At 69.3% G+C, this 20,723-nt stretch carries 16 protein-coding genes; 13 read left to right on the top strand and 3 right to left on the bottom strand.

The genetic code is table 11. The features are described 5' to 3' along the window. Nucleotides 1-115 precede the first annotated feature (115 nt). Both LQ326_RS23705 and LQ326_RS23700 read left to right on the top strand, forming a co-directional pair. Nucleotides 116-1,561, top strand: a complete 1,446-nt coding sequence (locus tag LQ326_RS23705) for a hypothetical protein (RefSeq protein WP_234539502.1) — start codon at nt 116-118, stop codon at nt 1,559-1,561. Between the two features lie 260 nt (nt 1,562-1,821). After that, nucleotides 1,822-2,616, top strand: coding sequence for a class I SAM-dependent methyltransferase (locus LQ326_RS23700; RefSeq protein ID WP_234539501.1), 795 nt, complete (start codon nt 1,822-1,824; stop codon nt 2,614-2,616). Nucleotides 2,617-2,682: 66 nt separating this feature from the next. Here LQ326_RS23700 and rfbC read toward each other — a convergent pair whose 3' ends face one another. Continuing rightward, nucleotides 2,683-3,276 (bottom strand): dTDP-4-dehydrorhamnose 3,5-epimerase, encoded by a 594-nt coding sequence (gene rfbC / locus LQ326_RS23695; protein ID WP_234539499.1) that lies wholly within the window; start codon nt 3,274-3,276, stop codon nt 2,683-2,685. Between the two features lie 48 nt (nt 3,277-3,324). Continuing rightward, the gene (locus LQ326_RS23690; RefSeq protein WP_234539497.1) at nt 3,325-5,358 is read right to left on the bottom strand and encodes a glycosyltransferase family 2 protein; all 2,034 of its coding nucleotides are present in this window, start codon (nt 5,356-5,358) and stop codon (nt 3,325-3,327) included. 345 nt (nt 5,359-5,703) lie between these two features. Between LQ326_RS23690 and rplU the strand changes: the two genes are divergently transcribed. The 7 genes from rplU to LQ326_RS23655 all read left to right on the top strand — a co-directional run bounded on the left by rplU (nt 5,704) and on the right by LQ326_RS23655 (nt 15,140). Further along, the gene (rplU, locus tag LQ326_RS23685) at nt 5,704-6,024 is read left to right on the top strand and encodes a 50S ribosomal protein L21 (protein ID WP_004931419.1); all 321 of its coding nucleotides are present in this window, start codon (nt 5,704-5,706) and stop codon (nt 6,022-6,024) included. Nucleotides 6,025-6,038: 14 nt separating this feature from the next. Further along, nucleotides 6,039-6,293: a 50S ribosomal protein L27 gene (gene rpmA, locus LQ326_RS23680; RefSeq protein WP_010041940.1), complete on the top strand. Its 255-nt coding sequence runs from the start codon at nt 6,039-6,041 to the stop codon at nt 6,291-6,293. Nucleotides 6,294-6,430: 137 nt separating this feature from the next. Next, nucleotides 6,431-7,870, top strand: a complete 1,440-nt coding sequence (obgE, locus tag LQ326_RS23675) for a GTPase ObgE (RefSeq protein WP_234539495.1) — start codon at nt 6,431-6,433, stop codon at nt 7,868-7,870. Nucleotides 7,871-8,282: 412 nt separating this feature from the next. Then, nucleotides 8,283-9,521: a hypothetical protein gene (locus LQ326_RS23670; RefSeq protein ID WP_234539493.1), complete on the top strand. Its 1,239-nt coding sequence runs from the start codon at nt 8,283-8,285 to the stop codon at nt 9,519-9,521. 299 nt (nt 9,522-9,820) lie between these two features. Beyond that, a complete protein-coding gene (locus LQ326_RS23665) occupies nt 9,821-11,320 on the top strand; it encodes a bifunctional cytidylyltransferase/SDR family oxidoreductase (protein ID WP_234539491.1) in 1,500 nt (499 codons plus the stop codon). Nucleotides 11,321-11,472: 152 nt separating this feature from the next. After that, complete coding sequence (locus tag LQ326_RS23660) at nt 11,473-13,587, top strand: CDP-glycerol glycerophosphotransferase family protein (RefSeq protein WP_234539490.1); 2,115 nt, start codon at nt 11,473-11,475, stop codon at nt 13,585-13,587. 392 nt (nt 13,588-13,979) lie between these two features. Further along, a complete protein-coding gene (locus tag LQ326_RS23655; RefSeq protein ID WP_234539541.1) occupies nt 13,980-15,140 on the top strand; it encodes a glycosyltransferase family 2 protein in 1,161 nt (386 codons plus the stop codon). Nucleotides 15,141-15,153: 13 nt separating this feature from the next. On the opposite strand, the gene LQ326_RS23650 is transcribed toward LQ326_RS23655, so the two are convergent. Further along, nucleotides 15,154-16,551 (bottom strand): polysaccharide pyruvyl transferase family protein, encoded by a 1,398-nt coding sequence (locus tag LQ326_RS23650; RefSeq protein ID WP_372496933.1) that lies wholly within the window; start codon nt 16,549-16,551, stop codon nt 15,154-15,156. Between the two features lie 245 nt (nt 16,552-16,796). Between LQ326_RS23650 and proB the strand changes: the two genes are divergently transcribed. From proB to LQ326_RS23630, 4 genes are all read left to right on the top strand, one after another. Next, nucleotides 16,797-17,924: a glutamate 5-kinase gene (gene proB, locus LQ326_RS23645; protein ID WP_234539489.1), complete on the top strand. Its 1,128-nt coding sequence runs from the start codon at nt 16,797-16,799 to the stop codon at nt 17,922-17,924. Nucleotides 17,925-18,047: 123 nt separating this feature from the next. Then, nucleotides 18,048-18,476, top strand: a complete 429-nt coding sequence (locus tag LQ326_RS23640) for a DUF8830 family protein (RefSeq protein ID WP_234539487.1) — start codon at nt 18,048-18,050, stop codon at nt 18,474-18,476. A gap of 99 nt (nt 18,477-18,575) precedes the next feature. Further along, a complete protein-coding gene (locus LQ326_RS23635) occupies nt 18,576-19,862 on the top strand; it encodes a glutamate-5-semialdehyde dehydrogenase (RefSeq protein ID WP_234539486.1) in 1,287 nt (428 codons plus the stop codon). Nucleotides 19,863-20,042: 180 nt separating this feature from the next. Next, nucleotides 20,043-20,627 (top strand): SCO2584 family spore wall biosynthesis protein, encoded by a 585-nt coding sequence (locus LQ326_RS23630; RefSeq protein WP_234539485.1) that lies wholly within the window; start codon nt 20,043-20,045, stop codon nt 20,625-20,627. Nucleotides 20,628-20,723: the final 96 nt, after the last annotated feature.

Genomic DNA, 20,723 nt, shown 5'->3' with positions numbered 1-20,723 from the left:
ATCGCGGGGTGCGTCTTCCCTTCCGCATGGTGACGGAGAGCGCAATTCTCCGTCTACATGGGCTAGTTGTGCGTCAACCGCCCCGACGGAAGAGGTCGTACCGGAAGTGAGAAGCATGTCCAGACACACCGGCAGGCCCGGGCGCCGACTCGGACGGCACAGGGCGATCGGCATCGCCGTCCTGGCGCTCGCCGCCGCCGCGCTCGTCCCCACGGCCGGCTCCGCGCAGGCCGTCACGGCAGCCGATTCCGCCACGGACCCCGGCAAGGTCACCCGCGCCTCCGCGGCCGCCGCGGACAAGCTGCAGCTGACGGTGCACCGCGTGCCGGACTCCTCGCAGCAGACCATGGACGACATTTTCGCCAACTCCAGCGTCCACAACATCGTCAACACGGTCAACCACCACCTGCACCGCAGTGACGGCGCCTCCTGCACGGCCGACGAACGTGACACCCGCCCCAGCACTCCCGCCGTCCCCACCACGGACGCGTACTGCTGGGACGAGGGAGACGCCACGACCCAGCACTGGTCGCCCCAGGGCCTGACCTCCTCCGGCGACTCCGACGGCGACGGCAAATGGGGCGACGACCGCGTCCTCATATCCGGCTGGGGAAGCGCCAACACGAGCACCAGCATGGGCCGCCTGGCGGTGATCAACGCCAACGCCGACTCGGCCGACTACCTGGGCTACCGCTGGGTCCTGCCCGTCATACCGATCAACGGCGGCACGGACTTCAGGGTGCTGCACTCCCACATGGGCGGCATGGTCTGGTGGGGGGACAAACTCCTCGTCACGGCCTCGCTCGGCAGCAGCGCCGAGGCCGTTCACCACAACGCCGTCTACGTGTTCTCCACCAAGCACATCTACCGGGCCAACACCAGCGCCTCCTGGACGGGCAAGCGCGGCGACCAGGTCTCGGCCGACGGCTACCAGTACTTCTGGCCCGCCATCGGCTCCTACAGCGTCTCCGACACCTGCCAGAACAGCAGTGCCGACACCCGCACACCCTGTTTCGACGGGCTGTCCATGGACCGCTCCAGCGACCCGTACACCCTTGTGGCCAACGAATTCGTCAGCACCAGTGCGGCGAACTACCGCAGCGCCCGCGTCTGGCGTTACAAGCTCGCCCCCACCAGCCGGCTGATGCCCATCGCCGTCGACAGCGCGGGTCATGCCGACCCCGTCGACGTGTACAACACCGGAACCATCGGCATGCAGGGCACCTTCAGCCGTACCGAGAACGGCGAACGCGTCCTCTACACCGCCGAGTCCCTCTGGGGCCCGAAGGTCCGGGGAATCCCCTGGCGGCTGCCCCTTCCCGCCACGGGGCAGAGCACCGCCGCGCACGATCCCACATCGGCGGGCGGCTCCACCACCGGCACCCGCACCTGGGCCCAGCACTCCGAAGGCATGACCTACATGTCCGACCAGCGATGGCTGTGGAACCAGACCGAATGGGCGGCCGACGCAGAGGGCAGCTGGCCCACCAGCGATCCCGTACGCGAACGCATCCTGTTCCACGTGTCCCTGGACACCCTCCAGAACGCGCTCACCCCCTGACGCCGGCGCCGGGACACGAGAGGAGGGGCCGCCGCGGACCGACGGGAACAGCCCTCGCCTCGGCGCGCCTCGCCCCATGGCGGCAGCACAGCGTGACTGAACGGACGAGAGCGGTGGCCGAGACGCCGTCGAGGAAGCACCGCCCACCGACGGCTCACAGGGAACACGTGAGAAATCCACGGGAAAGGTTTCGCGCACGCTTGTCAACGAGTAACTTCGCCGGGAACCCGAACAGCGGAATAACGACGAAAGGCCGTTCAGTGAACCGGCATGAACTGCTGCGTGGACTGCACCGTGTCTACCACCCGCGCAACTATCTGGAGATCGGCGTCAATGACGGTCGCAGTCTGGCGCTTTCGCGTGTGGCGTCCGTGGCGATCGACCCGGCCTTCAAGGTGGTGACGTCGATCAGCTGCGATGTTCACCTGGTCCAGTCGACCAGTGACGACTTCTTCGCCCGCAAGGACCCGCTGGTGCACCTGCGGCGAGGCCGCAACCCCTTCCGCGCCCTCGCCCGCCGCGACCCGCTCGGGGTGCTCGGAGGCGACCCCACGCTGGAACTGTCCTTCATCGACGGCATGCACCTCTTCGAGTACGCGCTGCGCGACTTCATGAACGTCGAACGCCACTCACGGTGGTCGAGCGTGATCGTCCTCGACGACATGCTGCCCCGCGACGTGGACGAGGCGGCGCGCGACCGGCACACCAAATACTGGACGGGCGACGTCTACAAGCTGGTGACCGTCCTGCGGAAGTACCGCCCCGACCTGGTGGTCGTCGAGGTCGACACCGAGCCGACCGGCGTCGCCGTGGTCTTCGGGGCCGATCCGCAGAACACGGTGCTCCAGGAGGCGTACGACGACATCCTCAAGGAGTACGTCACCCCGGATCCGCAGGCGGTTCCCGACGAGGTGCTGGTGCGCAAGCACGCCGCACGGCCGGAGGCGCTGCTGGCGGCAGACTTCTGGCCTGCCCTGATCCGGGCCCGGAACCTGCGCCGTCCGCGCGGGGGCTTCGAGCGGTTGCGGGGGCAGATCGCGGCGCTGGGCGGCTGAGCGGCAGGAGAACCAGGACGAGGGGCCTCGCGGAAGATCCGCGAGGCCCCTCGTCTCATACCGGTCTCAGGCGCGCAGCTGCGCCGTGTAGGCCTGGCACGCGGCGTAGGACGGCAGCAGGCCCGCGGCCTCGGCCTCGGCCAGGGACGGCGCCGCGGCGTCCTTCTCGGACAGCACGGGGGCCAGGCCCGACGGCCACTCGATGCCCAGGTCGGGGTCGAGCGGGTGGATGCCGTGCTCGCGCTGCGGGGCGTACCCCTCAGAGCACAGGTACACCACGGTGGCGTCGTCGGTCAGCGCCATGAAGGCGTGCCCGAGCCCCTCGGAAAGATAGACCGAGTGGTGGTCCACGTCGTCCAGCCGTACGGCTTCCCACTGCTTGTACGTGGGTGAGCCCGTACGGATGTCGACGATCACGTCCAGCACGGCGCCACGCACGCACTTGACGTACTTGGCCTGGCTGGGCGGTACGTCGGCGAAGTGGATGCCGCGCAGGGTGCCGCGGCTGGAGACCGAACAGTTGGCCTGTGCCAGATTCAGGTGATGGCCCGTGGCCTCGGCGAAGTCCGATCCCTTGAACCACTCGTGGAAGCTCCCGCGGGCGTCCGGAAAGACCTTCGGTTCGTGGATCCAGGCGCCGGCGATGCCGAGCTCCCGCATGTCGATCACATCCTTGTCGTCGTGCGTGTCCGTGGTGGGCCTGGCGGATCAGCCGGTCAGCATCGCCGCCAGGCCGCGCAGCTTCTTGCGGGCCGGCGCGGGCAGCCTGCGCACCACCGGACCGCCGACGGCGCGCAGCCGGCGCCGCAGGGTCGCCTTGCGGCGGTTGGACAGTGTCGCGCGCACGAGCTCGGGATCCACCACGGGAAGGCCGTCGTCGAGCCGCAGCCGCCCGTTGCTCCTGACGGTCACGCCGCACAGCGGCAGGGCCGGATCCTTCTCGCCGTCCAGCCGGGCCGCGAGGCTCCAGCTGCCGGCGGGAACCGAGGTCGCGCGCGCGGGAACGGCGATGTGGGCGCGGCCGGCCACGTTGCGGATCTCAGCGGGCAGCACGTGCGTACGGCCGCCGTCCTGCGAGCTGAGCACCAGCTCCGTCCTGCTGGGCGCGGTCTTCGGGCGGGTGAACACGTCCAGGCGCAGCTCCGGACGGTTGCCCGGCATCCGCTGCACGGGGCGGTTCTCCAGGTAGGGCGCCAGCTTCTTGCTGCGGCGGGCGACGTCCAGGGTGAGGTTGCCGTGCGGGTCGGTGAAGTACGGGATGACCGGGCGGGCGGGCGAGCCGAGCAGCGCGGGGCGCAGCTCCTTCTCCACGCCGGCCACGCGGTCGGCGCCGAGCCGGGTCTTGCGGACCAGACCGAGGCCCCGGACGCTGATCCAGACGTCCCAGAAGCCCTTGGAGACCGGGCCGCGGCCCTTCACGCCCTGGGGGCTGACCACGCCGCTGCCGCGCAGGACGACCTCGCAGACACCGTCGCCGAGGTCCTCCACATGCGAGGTGAACTCGGCCGCGCACGGCCACTCGACGGCCGTCTCGCGGTTGCGCAGCGACATCTCGGCCTTGAACTGGTCCATCTCGTCCGTGACGTCGACCAGTTCGCCGGCCCCCAGCACGTCCTCGGTCAGCTCGGGGTGCAGGTAGACGCGGCCGTCGCGGCGCAGCAGGCGGACCGGTTCGGCGTCGTCGCCGTGCACCAGCCGGCCACTGAGGGTGACGGCGAGCTTGCCGTCGGACTGCCACTCGGCCTTCTCCAGCCGGGTCGCCCCCTTGATGGAGCGCCCGAAGCGGGCGAACCGCAGCAGGCCCTCGCCGTCGTCGCGGCGCAGCAGCGTCGAGCGGACGCGGGTGAGGGCGCCGAGCCCCTCGTGCACGCCCTCGCCCATGAACTCCTCGGCCAGCGGCCGCACGGCCGCGAGCATCTCGCCGAGGTAGGCCTCGTCGTAGTTGAGGACGTTGGGCTCGCTGAGCCGTCCGAGCATCTCCACCCGGTAGAAACGGCGTAGCAGGAGGTCGCGGAACTCCCCGGGCTCGGTGTTGGCGACGACGACGTCGAGCACCTCACGGAGATTTCCGTAGTACCCCGCCGGGATGATCCTCGCGGAACCCGCGTTCTTCCCGTCGTCACGCTTCGAGTAGTAATAGCAGGTGTAGCTGCCGAGAATGGAGACGACCTTGGCGGGGAAATACGCCTCCATCATGTACAGCTGGTCCTCCAGGCGCCGCTTGCCCTCGGGATAGGCGATCTTGTTCTCCCGCAGGAACTCCGCGCGGAACATCTTGTGCGGGGTGAGGCTGTCGTACAGCGGCGCGTCATGGATGGTGCACTTCTCGCGGTCCGTCTTGAAGACGCCGTGCGGTACGCCCCGGAAGTTGCTGGCCACCTTGCCGATGACGATGTCCGAACCGTTGCGGTGCCCCATCTCGTACAGCCGGCGCAGGGCGTCGGAGGCGAGGTAGTCGTCCTGGTCGACGAACTGGACGTACTCGCCCTTCGCCTCGCCCACGCCGATGTTCCTCGGCTTCCCGGGCCAGCCTGAGTTCGGTATGTGGATCACCCGGAAATGCGGGTGCTTCTCGGCGAGGGCATCCAGTTCGGCAGGACTCTCGTCGGTCGATCCGTCGTCGACGAACAGGACCTCGAATTCGCTCGACGGAAGTGTCTGCCTCAACAGGGAGTCGATGCAGGGCTGGATGTACTTTCCCGGGTTGTAGACCGGGATGATGACGCTCACCTTGATCGACATCTCTGGTACCTGGCTCCAGGTTTCGGAAGCTGACTGGGACATGAATGATCCGTGTACAGTCGGTGACCAGCTGGCGCGACTGGGCTCACAGAGTAACCGCAGGCGCTTTACAGGGTCGACCGGGCCCGCGGGAGGGTTTGTCGCGGAGATCGGCGCGGGCCCGGTTTGACCCCCTCGGCCACCGACCTGTAACCTTGACCGTCGGCGTGTCCATGGATATGAGGACGCGCCACATCCCCGTAAACCTCTTCCTCCGGAGCACAGGGTGTTCCGGAGAGGCGGCCCGCGTTCGCCGGGCGGCTGGACTGCGGGGGTGCCGTTCCCGAGCGAGAGAGTGAGATCCGCGTGTACGCCATCGTGCGCAGCGGTGGTCGCCAGCACAAGGTTGCTGTCGGCGACATCGTTGAGGTTGACAAGATTTCCACCGCCAAGGTTGGCGACACGGTCGAGCTCTCGACCCTGCTCGTCGTCGACGGCGACGCTGTGACCAGCGACCCGTGGGTGCTGGCCGGCATCAAGGTCCAGGCCGAGGTCGTGGACCACCACAAGGGCCAGAAGATCGACATTCTGCGCTACAAGAACAAGACCGGCTACCGCCGTCGTCAGGGCCACCGCCAGCAGTACACGGCGATCAAGGTCACTGAGATCCCCGCGGCTGCGAAGTAAGGGACTGAGGAGAGATGGCACACAAGAAGGGCGCATCGTCCACCCGTAACGGTCGTGACTCCAACGCTCAGCGCCTCGGCGTGAAGCGCTTCGGCGGTCAGGTCGTCAACGCGGGCGAGATCCTGGTCCGTCAGCGCGGCACCCACTTCCACCCGGGTGCGGGCGTCGGCCGCGGCGGCGACGACACGCTGTTCGCGCTGCAGGCCGGCTCGGTGCAGTTCGGCACCCACCGTGGCCGCAAGGTCGTGAACATCGTTCCGGTCGCCTGAGCTTCGTCCAGGCCTTGATCCTGGGCTTCAGACCGAACGTTTCGCGAGGCGGACCTCACTTCCCGATCGGGAAGGCGGGTCCGCCTTTCGCGTGTTGACATTGGTATTACCCCGTAAGCAAATGGAGGCACTGCACCATGACCACCTTCGTGGACCGCGTCGAGCTGCACATCGCCGCGGGTAACGGAGGCCACGGCTGCGCCTCCGTGCACCGGGAGAAGTTCAAGCCGCTCGGCGGCCCCGACGGCGGCAACGGCGGCCGCGGCGGCGACGTCATCCTGACCGTCGACCAGTCGGTGACGACTCTCCTCGAGTACCACCACTCCCCGCACCGCAAGGCCACCAACGGCAAGCCCGGCGAGGGCGGCAACCGGGCCGGCAAGGACGGCCAGGACCTCGTCCTGCCGGTGCCCGACGGCACGGTGGTGCTGGACAAGGCCGGCAACGTCCTCGCCGACCTCGTCGGCCACGGCACCTCCTACGTCGCCGCCCAGGGCGGCCGCGGCGGACTCGGCAACGCGGCCCTCGCCAGCGCCCGCCGCAAGGCCCCCGGCTTCGCGCTGCTCGGCGAGCCCGGCGACCTCCAGGACATCGTCCTGGAGCTGAAGACCGTCGCCGACGTGGCCCTCGTCGGCTACCCGAGCGCCGGCAAGTCCTCGCTGATCTCCGTGCTGTCCGCCGCCAAGCCGAAGATCGCCGACTACCCGTTCACCACCCTGGTCCCCAACCTCGGCGTGGTGACCGCCGGTTCCACCGTCTACACCATCGCCGACGTGCCCGGGCTGATCCCCGGCGCCAGCCAGGGCAGGGGCCTCGGCCTGGAGTTCCTGCGCCACGTCGAGCGGTGCAGCGTCCTCGTGCACGTCCTGGACACCGCGACCCTGGAGTCCGAGCGCGACCCCGTCTCCGACCTCGACGTCATCGAGGAGGAGCTCAAGCAGTACGGCGGCCTCGGCGACCGGCCCCGGATCGTCGTCCTCAACAAGATCGACGTCCCCGACGGCAAGGACCTCGCCGGGATGGTCCGCCCCGACCTGGAGGCTCGCGGCTACCGCGTCTTCGAGGTGTCCGCGGTCGCCCACCTGGGCCTGCGCGAACTGTCGTTCGCGCTCGGCGAGCTGGTCGGCCAGGCCCGCGCGGCCAAGCCCAAGGAAGAGGCGACCCGGATCGTCATCCGGCCCAAGGCCGTGGACGACGCCGGCTTCACCGTCACCCAGGAGGACGCCGGCCTCTTCCGGGTGCGCGGCGAGAAGCCCGAACGCTGGGTACGCCAGACCGACTTCAACAACGACGAGGCCGTCGGCTACCTCGCCGACCGCCTCAACCGCCTCGGCGTGGAGGAGCAGTTGATGAAGGCGGGCGCCCGGGCCGGCGACGGCGTCGCCATCGGTCCCGAGGACAACGCCGTCGTCTTCGACTGGGAACCGTCCATGATGTCCGGCGCCGAGATGCTCGGCCGCCGCGGCGAGGACCACCGCTTCGAGGAGCAGCGGCCCGCCGTGCAGCGCCGCCGCGACCGGGAGGCGGAACGGGACGAGTCCCTGGGGAAGCACGGCGACTTCGACCCGTTCGAGTAAGGCCGTAAGGCCGTCGGCTTCCCCGGTCCAGGGTCCCCGGGGTTCGCCGATCTGCCGTCACAACGCGTCAGGCCCGTCAGGCCCGTCAGGCCCGTTGCGGCCGGGACTCGCTCCCGGCCGCAACGGGCCTTCTGCTGCCTGGCTGGTTGTCCGCGCACGCATTGCGTTCTGCGGACGGACCGTGCGGCCGTTGGAGCTTCCGGAGTTCCGCAGCGCCCAGGTCACCAGCCAGGCGGCCGGGAGCACCCTCGCCACCCTGCGCGCCGGGACGGATGAACCGGGTGTACAGGTCGTGTGACGTACGAACCGGGCGCGCCGAAGGTCAAGTCTGTGGAACGGGAGCCTGGCACTCATCTGTGCCCCAGGCTCCTCTCAGGTGAACTTAAGGTAAACGTCTTACCTTACGTTAACCATGGAGACGGACTGCACGAGAGGCGAAGCACCGGTGAACCACGACGCCACAGGCCCCACGAGCCCCACCGGTCCGCTTGCCGCCCTACCCGCCCTGCCCGTCGGTACCCGCCTGCTGCACATCGGCCCGCACAAGACGGGCACCACGGCCATCCAGGGTGCCCTGTTCGCCGCCAGGGACAAGCTGCCCGAACATGGCGTGGAGTTCCCGGCGACCACCCGGCACCCTATGGAAGCCGCCCTCGCGGCCTGCGCCCGGCCTGCGATGATGGGCGACACCGCGCCCACCGAGAAGCACTGGACGAACCTGCTCAAGCGGGTCGAGGCAACCGGCCCGCGCACCTCGGTGATCAGCAGCGAGTTCTTCGCCGACGCCCCCGACGACGAGACCGTCGCCCGCATCGTCGAACAGCTCGGCGGCGACCGCGTCCACGTCCTCGTCACCCTCCGCCCGCTCGCCAGGATCATGCCCTCGCAATGGCAGCAGTACGTGCAGAACGGACTGCGCATGGGCTACGAGGACTGGCTGGAGCACATGCTCCGCAAGGCCCCCTACGAGAAGCCCAACCCCAGCTTCTGGCACCGGCACCGGCATGACCGCCTCGTCGAACGCTGGGTCCGCGCGGCCGGCGCCGACCGGGTCACCGTCGTCGTGGTCGACGACCGGGACCGCGACGGCCTCATGCGCACTTTCGAAGCCCTCCTCGGACTCCCCGGAAATCTCCTCCGGCCCGTCCCGGACACGGCGAACCGCTCCCTCACCCTCGCCGAGACCGAAATGCTGCGAAAACTCAACGTCGAATTCCGCGGCAATGGGCTCCCCGACGAGCTGTATTCCAAGCTCGTCCGCAACGGCGCCGTCATGCATATGAAGAACTCGTGCAGCCCCACCACCGCCGACGTGCGGATCTCCACACCCGCCTGGGCCGTCGAGGCCGCGGGTCGGATCGGCGCCGAGATGGCGGAACACATCGGCGCCCTGGGCGTCCGTGTCATCGGGGACCCCGCCCTGCTCCACGCCCTGCCCGCCATCCCCGCGCAGCCGGGACCGCCCGCCGCCGAAGCCCGCATCGCCCCGGAGGTCGCCGCCCAGGCGCTCTACGGCGCGCTCGCCGCGGCGGCCGCGGTACCGGTACGCCACACCGCCGAGGCGAAGGCGCGCACCGTGCACCAGACGTCGTCGAAGGAGCTCGTACGGGTCCTGGGGCGCCGATGTCTGAAGAAGCTGCGCCGGCGGTGAGGTGCCGGGAGGCCGGGCATGGGCGGACGGCTTAGCTCACCTAAGCCGTCCCTGTAGCACGGCGTAGCGCTGCTGAGACGTGTGCTTCGTCACGCACAGCAATCAAAATGTACTGTGCAGTTACTCACAGCAAATTCACGGAACTCTTGCCGTGGCCCGACGGGCGACGCCCATCACCAGCGATGCAAGGTGAATGAAAGGTTGCGGGCACATATGCAGCGGACGGCGCTCACCTTGCACAGCGGTAACCGGAAGTGGGACCATTTCCTGGTTCCCTGATGCCCCAAGGTAGGTCACCTGTGTCCCAGCACATAGCCAAGCCCCGAACCACCGCAGTGATCCTGGCCGGTGGCACCGGCCAGCGGGTGGGTCTGTCGATACCGAAGCAGCTGCTGAAGATCGCAGGCAAGGCCGTCATCGAGCACACCCTGGCCACCTTCGAGAAGGCCGGCTCGATCGACGACATCATCGTGCTGATGGCGCCGGGCTACGTCGCGGACGTCGAGAAGATCGTCGCCAAGGCCGGGCTCACCAAGGTCACGAAGATCATCGAGGGCGGCAACACGCGGAACGAGACCACCGAGCGCGCCATCCGGGCGCTCGGCGAGGGCCTTGCCGAGGGCGAGGACCGCAACGTCCTCTTCCACGACGCCGTACGCCCCCTGCTCTCACAACGCGTCATCGACGACTGCGTGACCGCACTGGAGCGCTACCAGGCCGTCGACGTCGCCATCCCCTCCGCCGACACCATCATCGTCACCCGCACCCACGGCGAGGACGGCGAGTTCATCACCGAGATCCCGGACCGCTCCCGGCTGCGCCGCGGCCAGACCCCCCAGGCGTTCAAGCTGTCCACGATCAGGCGGGCCTACGAGGTCGCCGCCGGCGACCCCAACTTCCAGGCCACCGACGACTGCTCCGTCGTCCTCAAGTACCTGCCCGACGTGCCGATCCATGTCGTCGCCGGCGACGAGTACAACATGAAGGTCACCCAGCCCGTCGACGTCTTCATCGCCGACAAGCTCTTCCAGCTGGCCTCCGCCGCCGCCCCCGAGCAGAACGGCGAGGACGACTACCGCGCACTCCTCACCGGCAAGACCATGGTGATCTTCGGCGGCTCGTACGGCATCGGCAAGGACATCGCCGAACTCGCCGAGTCCTACGGCGCGAACGTCTACGCCCTCGGCCGCTCCACCACCGGCACCCACGTGGAGAACCCGGAGGAGGTCGACGACGCGCTCTCCAAGGCGTACGCCGAGACCGGCCGCATCGACTACGTCGTCAACACCGCGGGCGTGCTGCGCATCGGCAAGCTCGCCGAGACCGACAACGCCACCATCGAGGAGGCGCTGAAGGTCAACTACCTGGCCCCGGTGCAGATCGCCCGCTCCAGCTACAAGTACCTCGCCGAGACCGAGGGCCAGCTGCTGCTCTACACTTCCAGCAGCTACACCCGCGGCCGCGCCGAGTACAGCCTCTACTCCTCCACCAAGGCCGCCATGGTGAACCTCACCCAGGCCCTGTCCGACGAGTGGGCCGGCGACGCCGTCCGCGTCAACTGCATCAACCCCGAGCGGACCGCCACCCCGATGCGCACCAAGGCGTTCGGCCAGGAGCCGGCGGGCTCCCTGCTCTCCTCCGAGGCCGTCGCCCGTACCTCTCTCGACGTACTGCTCTCCGAACTCACCGGCCATGTCATCGACGTCCGCCAGCAGGACCCGACGGCGGCCGCCGGCCAGGCCTCCGGCTTCGAGCAGGCCCTGGCCAGTGTCCTGGACCGACAGGACGGCGTGGCATAATCAACAGTCATTAGACATCTGTAATTCAGGCCTCTGTGGTTGCGCGTTCGCGGATCATTCACAGGGGCCTGAAGCCGTAAAAACCCAGATCGACCACCGCCAGATCGTCCGCAAGGTCAAATTCCGGCCTTTTTGTCAGCAAAAGGTTCTCCGTGATATCCACCGCTATTCGCGTCGCCCGGGTGGGCAGCGCGGCCGAGCTGGCCGCGGCGGCACTCATGATGCTGGGCTTCCCGGTCCTCATGGTCGCCGCACTCGTACCGAGCGTGTACGCCTTCGCGGCCGCGGCCGCCGTCACATACCTCGCGGACCACTACCTGCACCGCAAAGGCAGCTACCTCGTCAACCGCCTGAGCAAGGTCCGGGCCGGTCTGTCGATCCGCTTCCTGATCCGGCAGCTGCTGCTGATCCTGCTGCTGGCCCGGATGGACCTCTCGAACCGCTTGATCTTCTACGGCGCGATCGCCTGCTTCATCGCCTTCTACGGCCTGCAGGCCCCGCACGGCGCACTGGTCACCCTGATCCGCAACCGCCGCCGGATGCCGGTGGCCACCCGCAACGTCGACCTGAAGTCCCGCATCCACATCCCCGACGCCCCGCCGCTCGGTCTGCTCGACCGCTCCGCCGAGAAGATGCTCCACCTCGACCTCGCGGCCGTCGTCGGCCTGCTGGTCTCCGCGATCACCAACAGCGCGGTCGCCGGGTTCGTCGGCGTCGGCATCACCCTCGCCCTGGGCTCCCTGTACGTCCTGGTGCTGATGCCGTACGTGCGCGGCCGCAAGACCCCGCCGGACGCCGACACCGTGCTGGCCGCCGTCGACGACTGGCTGGCCGAGTACCAGCCCGGGACCGTGCTGTACTTCTCCGGTTCCAAGGACTCCGCCTACCAGGTCAACATGTGGCTGGAGACCATGGAACAGCTGGAGTCCCGCCCGCTGATCCTGCTGCGCGAGCGGGTCATCCTGCAGAACCTCGCCCCGACCACCGCCCCCGTCATCTGCGTGCCCGGCGGCGTGCACCTGATGAACATGGATCTCTCCACGGTCCGCGTCGCCCTTTACGCTGCCAACGTCGGCAAGAACATCCACCTGCTGCGCGTCCCCACGATGAAGCACGTCTTCATCGGCCACGGCGACAGCGACAAGCTGGCCAGCGTCAACCCCTTCAGCAAGGCGTACGACGAGGTGTGGACCGCGGGCCGCGCGGGCCGCGACCGCTATGCCATCGCTGACGTCGGCGTCCGCGACGACGACATCGTCGAGGTCGGCCGTCCCCAGCTCGCCCCCATCCAGAGGTGGCAGGGCGTCCCCGACGGCCGTATCCCCACCGTGCTCTACGCGCCCACCTGGGAGGGCTGGGACGGCGACCCCGGCAACACCTCCCTCGTACTCGCCGGCGAGAACATCGTGAAGAAGCTGGTCAAGGCCGACCCGCCGGTCCGTGTCCTGTACAAGCCGCACCCCTTCACCGGCACCGTCAGCGCCGAGGCCGGCGCCGCCCACCGGCGCGTCACCGCCCTCGTGGAGAAGGCCGCCACCGCCCGGGCCGCCGATGCCCGCTTCACGGCCGACACGGCCGCCCAGACGGCGGCGAAGGCCGAGCTGGCCCGTATCGAGGCCCGCCTGACCGAACTGGCAGGCACCGCCGACGACAAGCGCGACGAGGCCGAGGCCAGCCGGGACGACGTCGCCGACCTAAAGAAGTACGAGGAGATCGCCCGGCTGCGCGCCGACTGGAACGACTTCTACTGGCAGGCCCTGCCGTCGTACCAGCACGCCGTCATCACCGGCGCAGAACCCCGGCTGTACGACTGCTTCAACGTCTCCGACGCGATGGTCTCCGACATCTCCAGCGTGGTCTCCGACTTCATCGCGAGCGGCAAGCCGTACGCCGTCACCGACTCCGCCGGCGTCGGCGCGGAGGAGTTCAAGCGGGCGAACACCGCCGTGCGCGCCGCCGTGATCCTCTCCAACAGCGCCAAGGAACTCGGCGGCCTGCTGGACGCCGTACGCGACCCGTCGGCCGATCCGCTGGCGGCGGACCGGGAGGAGCTCAAGCACTACCTGCTCGGGCCGGACGAGCCGACCTCCATCGACCAGTTCAACGGCGCCGTGGCGGCTCTCGCCCGCAAGGCCGAGGCGCGCAACCTCGGCCAGGAGGCCCGGATCGCGGCCGGTGACCCCGAGGCGGCCGAACTCGCCGAGGCGCTGCCCGGCGGAAAGCCCCGGACGACCGCTGGCGAGGCGGAGGGCGCGGCCGCCGGCTGACACCCGCGCCGGACGCTCGCCAAGACCGCGAACGGGCCCGGTCCAGGGGGTTTCCCACCTGGACCGGGCCCGTTCCGGCTTTACGGGGCCTTCTTCTTACCTCTGCTTAGCAATGCGTGGCCTTCTTCTTACCTATGCTTCGCCGTCCGGGTTGAGCGTCTCTTACCGCGCGCCCGTACTGTCCGGTGTAACCCGCTGTACACCACCCGGCTGTCCGTTCGTCATGTGAGCTGGGCCACTGAGTGCGTACTCGAAGGCAACCAGTCGCGTCGATCAGTCATCTAAGACGTTGCGATCGAGGTGACGCAGGGGGAACGCACCATTGACTAGGGGGAAACGTGACCGTCGTTGCGCAGCCTGATGTGACCGTGATCATCGGGGCGTACGAAGCGATGCCGTACCTGGTCGAGTGCCTGGCCTCCGTGGAGCGCCAGACCCTCGACCCGGCACGCGTGGAGGTCATCGCTGTCGACGACGGCTCCACCGACGGCACGGGGGAGTGCCTGGAGGAGTTCGCGGCCCGCGCCGCCATGACGGTGATCGTCATCCGCCAGGCGAACTCCGGCGGCCCCAGCGGCCCGCGCAACGTCGGCCTTGCCAAGGCGGCCGGCCGCTACGTGTTCTTCCTGGACGCCGACGACCGTCTCGGCGACGAGGCCCTGGAACGCATGGTCGCCATGGCCGACACGAACGGCACCGACGTGGTCCTCGGGAAGGTCGAGGGGATCAACCGCAAAGGACCGCAGTCGATGTGGGGCAAGACCCTCGGCCGCACCGACGTCTTCTCCTCCAACATCAAGTTCGCGCTCAGCGCGCAGAAACTCTTCCGCCGCACCCTGCTGGAACGGCACGGCATGCGGTTCGACGAGTCCCTGTGGACCGGCGAGGACGCGCTGTTCACCATGGAGGCCTACCTGCGCGCCGACGGCGTCTCCGTGGTCGCCGACTACCCCTGCTACTACCTCGTCGGCCGCGAGGACGGCAAACACGTCACCAAGAGCGGCAGCTACACCCTCCGCTTCGACTCCGCGCGCGCTCTGATGAACCTGATCGCCGAAATGGTCCCGCCCGGGCCGCGGCGCGACAGCCTCATGGTCCGGCCGTTCAAGGTCACGCTGCTTCCGCAGTTCGGCCCCAAGTTCCTCAAGGACACCGACGAGGTGCGGCAGCACAAACTGGAACTCGCCAGGCCTCTGATGGACGCTTACTGGAACCCCGAGGTGGCCCGCCGCCTCAGGGTCCACGAGCGGCTCCAGCTGCACCTGGTCGCCGTCCGGCGCACCGAACTCCTCCCGGACGTCATCGAGTTCGTACAGGCCAAGAAGGAGCCCACCCCGGTCCTGGAGAAGCGCGGCACCTGCGTCTACCTCGGCTACCCGCACTTCCGTTCCAAGGCGGCCGGCCTCCCCGACTGGGTCTACCTCGCCGAACCCCGCGAGGCCCGCGCTGTCCAGGGCTACCGCGAGGAGGCCGCCAACACCTTCCTGCGGCGCGCGCTGCGCAAACTGCGCCGGTCGCTGCCGACCCGGGACGTGAAGGCAGCGGCCGCCTGAACCGGTCGGGCGGCTATCCGCCCGACCCCAGTGCCCGGCGGATCGGCCTGCCCACGGCTCGCCGGGCCCGCCGGTAGACCGAGGCCGGCGGCGCGGCGGCCGCCTTGCCGGCGCGGGCCCCGGCACGCCCGAGCTCCTTCTCCAGTCGGGCGTTGTCCAGGGACAGTTCGTCGATACGGTTGTGCAGCCAGCCGAACCGCGAGGTGAGCGAGGCGACGTCCGCGTCGTTCCAGGGGCGGATTCCCGGCGGGAACGCCAGTGTCCGCATCCGCTCCTCGAAGGCCGCGCCGCCGTCGCCGTGCGTGAAGGTGTTCTCCAGCCCGTTCTTGTCGAGGAACCCGGTGAACCGTTCGAAACGCTCCCGGTGGCCGCCGACCAGTCCGCCGAAGTCGGCCTCCGCGTACAGCTTCGCCGGATCCGCCGACTCGGGGTGCTTCACCGCCTGGTCCAGCCGCCGGTGCGGGATCTCGAAGTAACGGCACAGTTCCAGCGTCCGCGAGTCACCGCACAGCACGGTGGCCGGCGTGCCGGCCAGCAGCGCCGCGATGTTGCCGTGGATGCGCGAACCGAAGGAGAAGTCGAAGGAGCGCAGATCGTTGATCCAGGTGAACGGGTCGACGTAGACCCGCACCTTGTCCTCGCGGAACATCGGATGGTCCGGGTGCGTCGGCATCCCGGTCACCGCGGAGTTCGGATCCGACAGGTCCCGCCAGTGCAACTGCCGTGCGTCACTGAGGTTCTGGCCGACGAAACGCAGATGCGGATAGCGCTCGTGGGTGCGCGTGATGATCCGGCCCAGGCCCTGCGCGCGTACGGCGCTGTGCGAGCCGTTGATCGCGATCCGCGACTGCGGTGTCAGCTCCAGCGCCTTCTTGTCCACCGTGAGCCGCTCCCCGTACATGAACAGCGAAGGGCAGCCGATGACCTCGACGTCCTTGAAGCCCATGTCCCGCAGGTACTGCTCGGTGAACTCGCCCCGCACGCCGATCGACGCACTGCGCTCCAGCACGGCCGCGCAGAACTCCCGCACGGTCGGCTCCATCCGCTTGAGCCGTTCCGGGTTGTAGCTCACCCCGGTCTGCGCGCCGACGCCCAGCACGACCACCGGGATCCTCAGCTTCGAGATCAGCCGGGTCATCCGTTTCAACGCGCTCTCGAAGGAGGGCCGGAAGGCGTTGGCGAGCGGAACGACGAAGGCGTCGTACTCCTCGTTGATGCGTGCGGCGGCGGAGACGTCGGAGGGTATGCCGTTCGAGACGACCTCGGCGCCCGGCGCCTCAAGGATCTTGTGGGCGGCATCGCTGAAGATCAGGTTGCCCGAGTTGGTGGCGATGACGTCCCGGTGCAGGGCCTCCTCGATGGCGACGACGTCGTAGGGACTCTTTCCCGACCGGAGGAGGATGCGCTTCATGCGGCGATCTTTAGATGACACAAACTTCAAATTAACTTTGAGTTCGTTTCGTTTTCCATAGACAGTCAACACAACCTTTTTGCCAAGTGCGGTAAGTGTGCGAACCGTCACGCACTGTTCTGTCGATCGCCTGCCGATCGCCGGTCCTGCACTGGGCCGGGGCCTGTCCGGAGGCTGGACGGCCGGGCTGCCATCGGTCCCCTTCGCGTAGATTGCTGCCACGCGCAAGGAAGTGGGGACAGGACGTGGCAAGGGCTAGGCAGGCCGTCGGCGAGGCCCGCAGGATCGTCGTCAAGGTGGGCTCCTCCTCACTGACCACCGCCTCCGGGGGCCTGGACGCCGACCGGGTCGACGCGCTCGTCGACGTCCTGGCCAAGAGCCGCGGCGAGGGAGCGAGGGAGATCGTCCTCGTCTCCTCCGGTGCCATCGCCGCCGGACTCGCCCCGCTCGGCCTGCGCCGCCGCCCCCGGGACCTGGCCCGCCAGCAGGCCGCCGCCAGCGTCGGCCAGGGCCTGCTCGTCGCCCGCTACACCGCCTCCTTCGCCCGCTACGCCGTCCGCGTCGGACAGGTCCTGCTCACCTCCGACGACATGAGCCGCCGCGCCCACCACCGCAACGCCTCCCGCACCCTCGACAAACTGCTCGCGATGGGCGCGCTGCCGGTCGTCAACGAGAACGACACCGTCGCCACCGACGAGATCCGCTTCGGCGACAACGACCGACTCGCCGCCCTCGTCGCCCATCTCGTCCACGCCGACCTGCTGGTCCTGCTCTCCGACGTCGACGGCGTCTACGACGGCGACCCCAGCAGGCCCGGCACCTCGCGGATAGCGGAGGTGAAGCGTCCCGAGGACCTTGCGGGCGTCGAGATCGGCAGCGCCGGGAAGGCGGGTGTCGGCACCGGCGGGATGGTCACCAAGGTCGAGGCCGCCAGGATCGCCGCCGCCGCGGGCATCCCGGTGGTCCTCACGAGCGCCGTGCACGCCGCCGACGCGCTCTCCGGTGCTGACACCGGCACCTACTTCCACCCCACCGGCAAACGGTCCGCAGACCGCCTCCTGTGGCTTCAGCACGCCTCCACCCCGCAGGGCTCGCTCACCCTCGACGACGGCGCCGTCCGCGCGATCGTCGAGGGCCGCAAGTCGCTGCTGCCGGCCGGGATCGCCGCCGTGGAGGGCGAGTTCGCCGCCGGTGACCCGGTCGAACTCCGTGACACCGGCGGACACGCGGTGGCCCGCGGGCTCGTCAGTTTCGACGCCAAGGAGATCCCCCAGCTGATCGGGCGCTCGACCAGGGAGCTGGCACGGGAACTGGGCCCCGCGTACGAACGCGAGGTCGTACACAGGGACGACCTGGTGATCCTGCACCCGTAAAACAGGACGTTACGACGGACCCCGGTGGGGGACGTTCCGTAAAACCGCCACACGAACCCTTGCGGCCTGCTCAACTTTGTCTCAGGACCACGTTCCGCACGAGCACAGCTGAAGGAGACCGTCGTGAGACGAGTGCGCCCTGGGGCTGCGGCCTCCCGCGGTGCTCTGACGAGCGTCGCGGCCGGGGACACCTACGAGGAGCCGAAGGACCTGCCACGCCTGTGGCACGTCACCCTCAGCGTGTGCGGTGCCGATGTCCCCCTGCCGGAACTGCGCCGCGGACTCGAACAACTGGCCCACGACCACCCGTTCCTCCTCACCAGCCGCTACGCCTGCGACCACGCCGAGATCCGCTACTGGGAAGAGGCCCGCGACCTCCACGACGCCGCCGCCGTCGCCCTGCGCCTGTGGGGCGAGCACCGCCAGACCGCCGGTCTGCCGGCTTGGGAGATCGTCGGTCTCGAGGTCATCGACCGCGCCACCTACCATCAGCGGATCGCCGAGGGCCACGGCCCGCCGCCCGCCACACCGGTCGGCATCCACCCCTTCTGACACCGCCCCGGCACCGGCCGGTATTCACCCGTTTTGCGCCACGTCTCGCGGTGTGGGATGACGCGTGAACGGCCGGCCGGGGCGCACTACCCTTCCCTCATGACCACGCTCTCGCCGTACGACGCCATGTCCCCGGTCACCCAGGCCGCCTACCGTGCCAAGGCCGCCGCCGCCGACCTCGCGCCGCTGCCGCGTGCCGTGAAGGACGACGCGCTGCTCGCCGTCGCGGACGCCCTGGAGGTCCGTACGAGCGAGATCGTCGAGGCCAACGCCAAGGACATCGCCAAGGCCCGCGAGAACGGCACCAGTGAGGCGATCATCGACCGCCTCACCCTCACGCCCGAGCGGGTCCGCGCCATCGCCTCCGACGTCCGCGACGTGGCGAAGCTGCCCGACCCGGTCGGCGAGGTCGTCCGCGGTTCCACCCTCCCCAACGGCATCGACCTGCGCCAGGTCCGCGTCCCGCTCGGCGTCGTCGGCATCATCTACGAGGCCCGCCCGAACGTCACCGTCGATGCCGCCGCCCTCTGCCTGAAGTCCGGCAACGCGGTCCTGCTGCGCGGCTCCGCCTCCGCCTACGAGTCGAACACGGCGCTGGTGAGGGTCCTGCGCGACGCCGTCGGCGGCGCCGGGCTGCCCGCCGACGCGATCCAGCTGGTGCCCGGCGAGGGCCGCGAGTCCGTCCACGAGCTGATGCGCGCCCGCGGCCTCGTCGACGTCCTCATCCCGCGCGGCGGCGCCTCCCTCATTCAGACCGTCGTCATGGAGTCGAAGGTCCCGGTCATCGAGACCGGCACCGGCAACTGCCACGTCTACGTCGACGCCCACGCCGACATCGACATGGCCGTCGACATCCTCATCAACTCCAAGGCGCAGCGGGTCAGCGTCTGCAACGCCGCCGAGACCCTCCTCGTCCACCAGGACATCGCCCCCGAGTTCCTGCCGCGCGCCCTGGACGCCCTGGCCGAGGCCGGTGTCACCGTGCACGCCGACGAACGCGTCCTCGCCTACGCCAAGGACTCCAAGGCGACCGTCGTCGAGGCGGTCCCGGAGGACTGGGAGACCGAGTACCTGTCGTACGACATCGCCGCCGCCGTCGTCGACTCCCTCGACAAGGCCGTCGAGCACATCCGGCTGTGGACCTCCGGGCACACCGAGGCCATCGTCACCACCTCACAGCAGGCCGCCCGCCGCTTCACCCAACTGGTCGACTCCACCACCGTCGCCGTGAACGCCTCCACCCGGTTCACCGACGGCGGCCAGTTCGGCTTCGGCGCCGAGATCGGCATCTCCACGCAGAAGCTGCACGCCCGCGGCCCCATGGGCCTGCCGGAGCTGACCAGCACCAAGTACATCGTCACCGGCGACGGTCACATCCGCCGCTGACGCCCGTGCACCCGGACGGCGGCGCCCCGTCGCGGCAGGGGGCGCGGAAGGCCGTACGCACGCCGTAGGCGCGCGCGGAAGGGCGTACGGGCCGCGGGACCGGCGTGAGAGGCGTCTCACCCGGCCTATGAATTTCCATACCGTCTGCCCAAATTGACCCCCCAGGTCTACTCTGGACCCGTGCCGGAGGACGTGGGGGGCACGCCGTTTTCCGACGGCTGGGACCCCGACGACGACCATGACCACGGGATGTCGGACGAAGAATTCGACACCGTGGTCTTCGACGAGGCCTTCGTGAAGGCGGCCGTGGTCCACGAGCCGACCGCCGTCGAACGCCTCCTTGCCGCCGCCCAGGCCAGAGCCGAGGCCTCCGAGGCCGAGGCCCGCCGTGCCCACGCCAGAGGCGAGCGCTACGACGACAGCTACGGCTCCGACGGCCCCGAGTTCGGGCACGCCGGCGAACTCGACGACCTGGACGACGCCGACGGACTCGACGACGGATACGGCGCCGCCGGGACGTACGGCAAACACGTCCGCTGGCACCGTCCCGTCGCCTGGATGCTCGCCGTCGTCATGGGTGTCGGCATGGTCGCCCTCGCCTTCGCCGCGGTCTACCGCGGCGCCTCCTCGGGCGGCAGCCGCGACCAGGTGCCCAGGCCCCCCTCCACCGGCCAGGAACAGGGCACCGCGGCGGTGCCCTCGGTGTCCGCCGACTACTCCCAGCCCGCCAAGCCGGCGGCCTCCGCGCTCCCGCGCACCCCCTGACCGGCCGCGACCGCCCTGGTGGCAGTCGTGGTGAGAACCTGTCAGAAGTTGTCGTGTAGCAGGGCGTTTACCTGAGGCTCCCGAGACCTACTCTGA

Source organism: Streptomyces shenzhenensis, from assembly GCF_021462265.1.
In the GTDB taxonomy this organism is placed as follows: Bacteria; Actinomycetota; Actinomycetes; order Streptomycetales; family Streptomycetaceae; genus Streptomyces; species Streptomyces shenzhenensis.
The sequence above is the reverse complement of the archived record's forward strand: the minus strand, read 5'-3'. Positions and strand labels throughout refer to the sequence as shown.

What these genes read in the sequence shown, in the direction of transcription:
- LQ326_RS23705 (WP_234539502.1), top strand. Translation starts at nt 116, where the DNA reads ATGTCCAGACACACCGGCAGGCCCGGGCGCCGACTCGGACGGCACAGG.
- rfbC (WP_234539499.1), bottom strand. Translation starts at nt 3,276, where the DNA reads ATGCGGGAGCTCGGCATCGCCGGCGCCTGGATCCACGAACCGAAGGTC.
- LQ326_RS23690 (WP_234539497.1), bottom strand. Translation starts at nt 5,358, where the DNA reads ATGTCGATCAAGGTGAGCGTCATCATCCCGGTCTACAACCCGGGAAAG.
- rpmA (WP_010041940.1), top strand. Translation starts at nt 6,039, where the DNA reads ATGGCACACAAGAAGGGCGCATCGTCCACCCGTAACGGTCGTGACTCC.
- obgE (WP_234539495.1), top strand. Translation starts at nt 6,431, where the DNA reads ATGACCACCTTCGTGGACCGCGTCGAGCTGCACATCGCCGCGGGTAAC.
- LQ326_RS23670 (WP_234539493.1), top strand. Translation starts at nt 8,283, where the DNA reads ATGGAGACGGACTGCACGAGAGGCGAAGCACCGGTGAACCACGACGCC.
- LQ326_RS23655 (WP_234539541.1), top strand. Translation starts at nt 13,980, where the DNA reads ATGCCGTACCTGGTCGAGTGCCTGGCCTCCGTGGAGCGCCAGACCCTC.
- LQ326_RS23650 (WP_372496933.1), bottom strand. Translation starts at nt 16,551, where the DNA reads ATGAAGCGCATCCTCCTCCGGTCGGGAAAGAGTCCCTACGACGTCGTC.
- LQ326_RS23635 (WP_234539486.1), top strand. Translation starts at nt 18,576, where the DNA reads ATGACCACGCTCTCGCCGTACGACGCCATGTCCCCGGTCACCCAGGCC.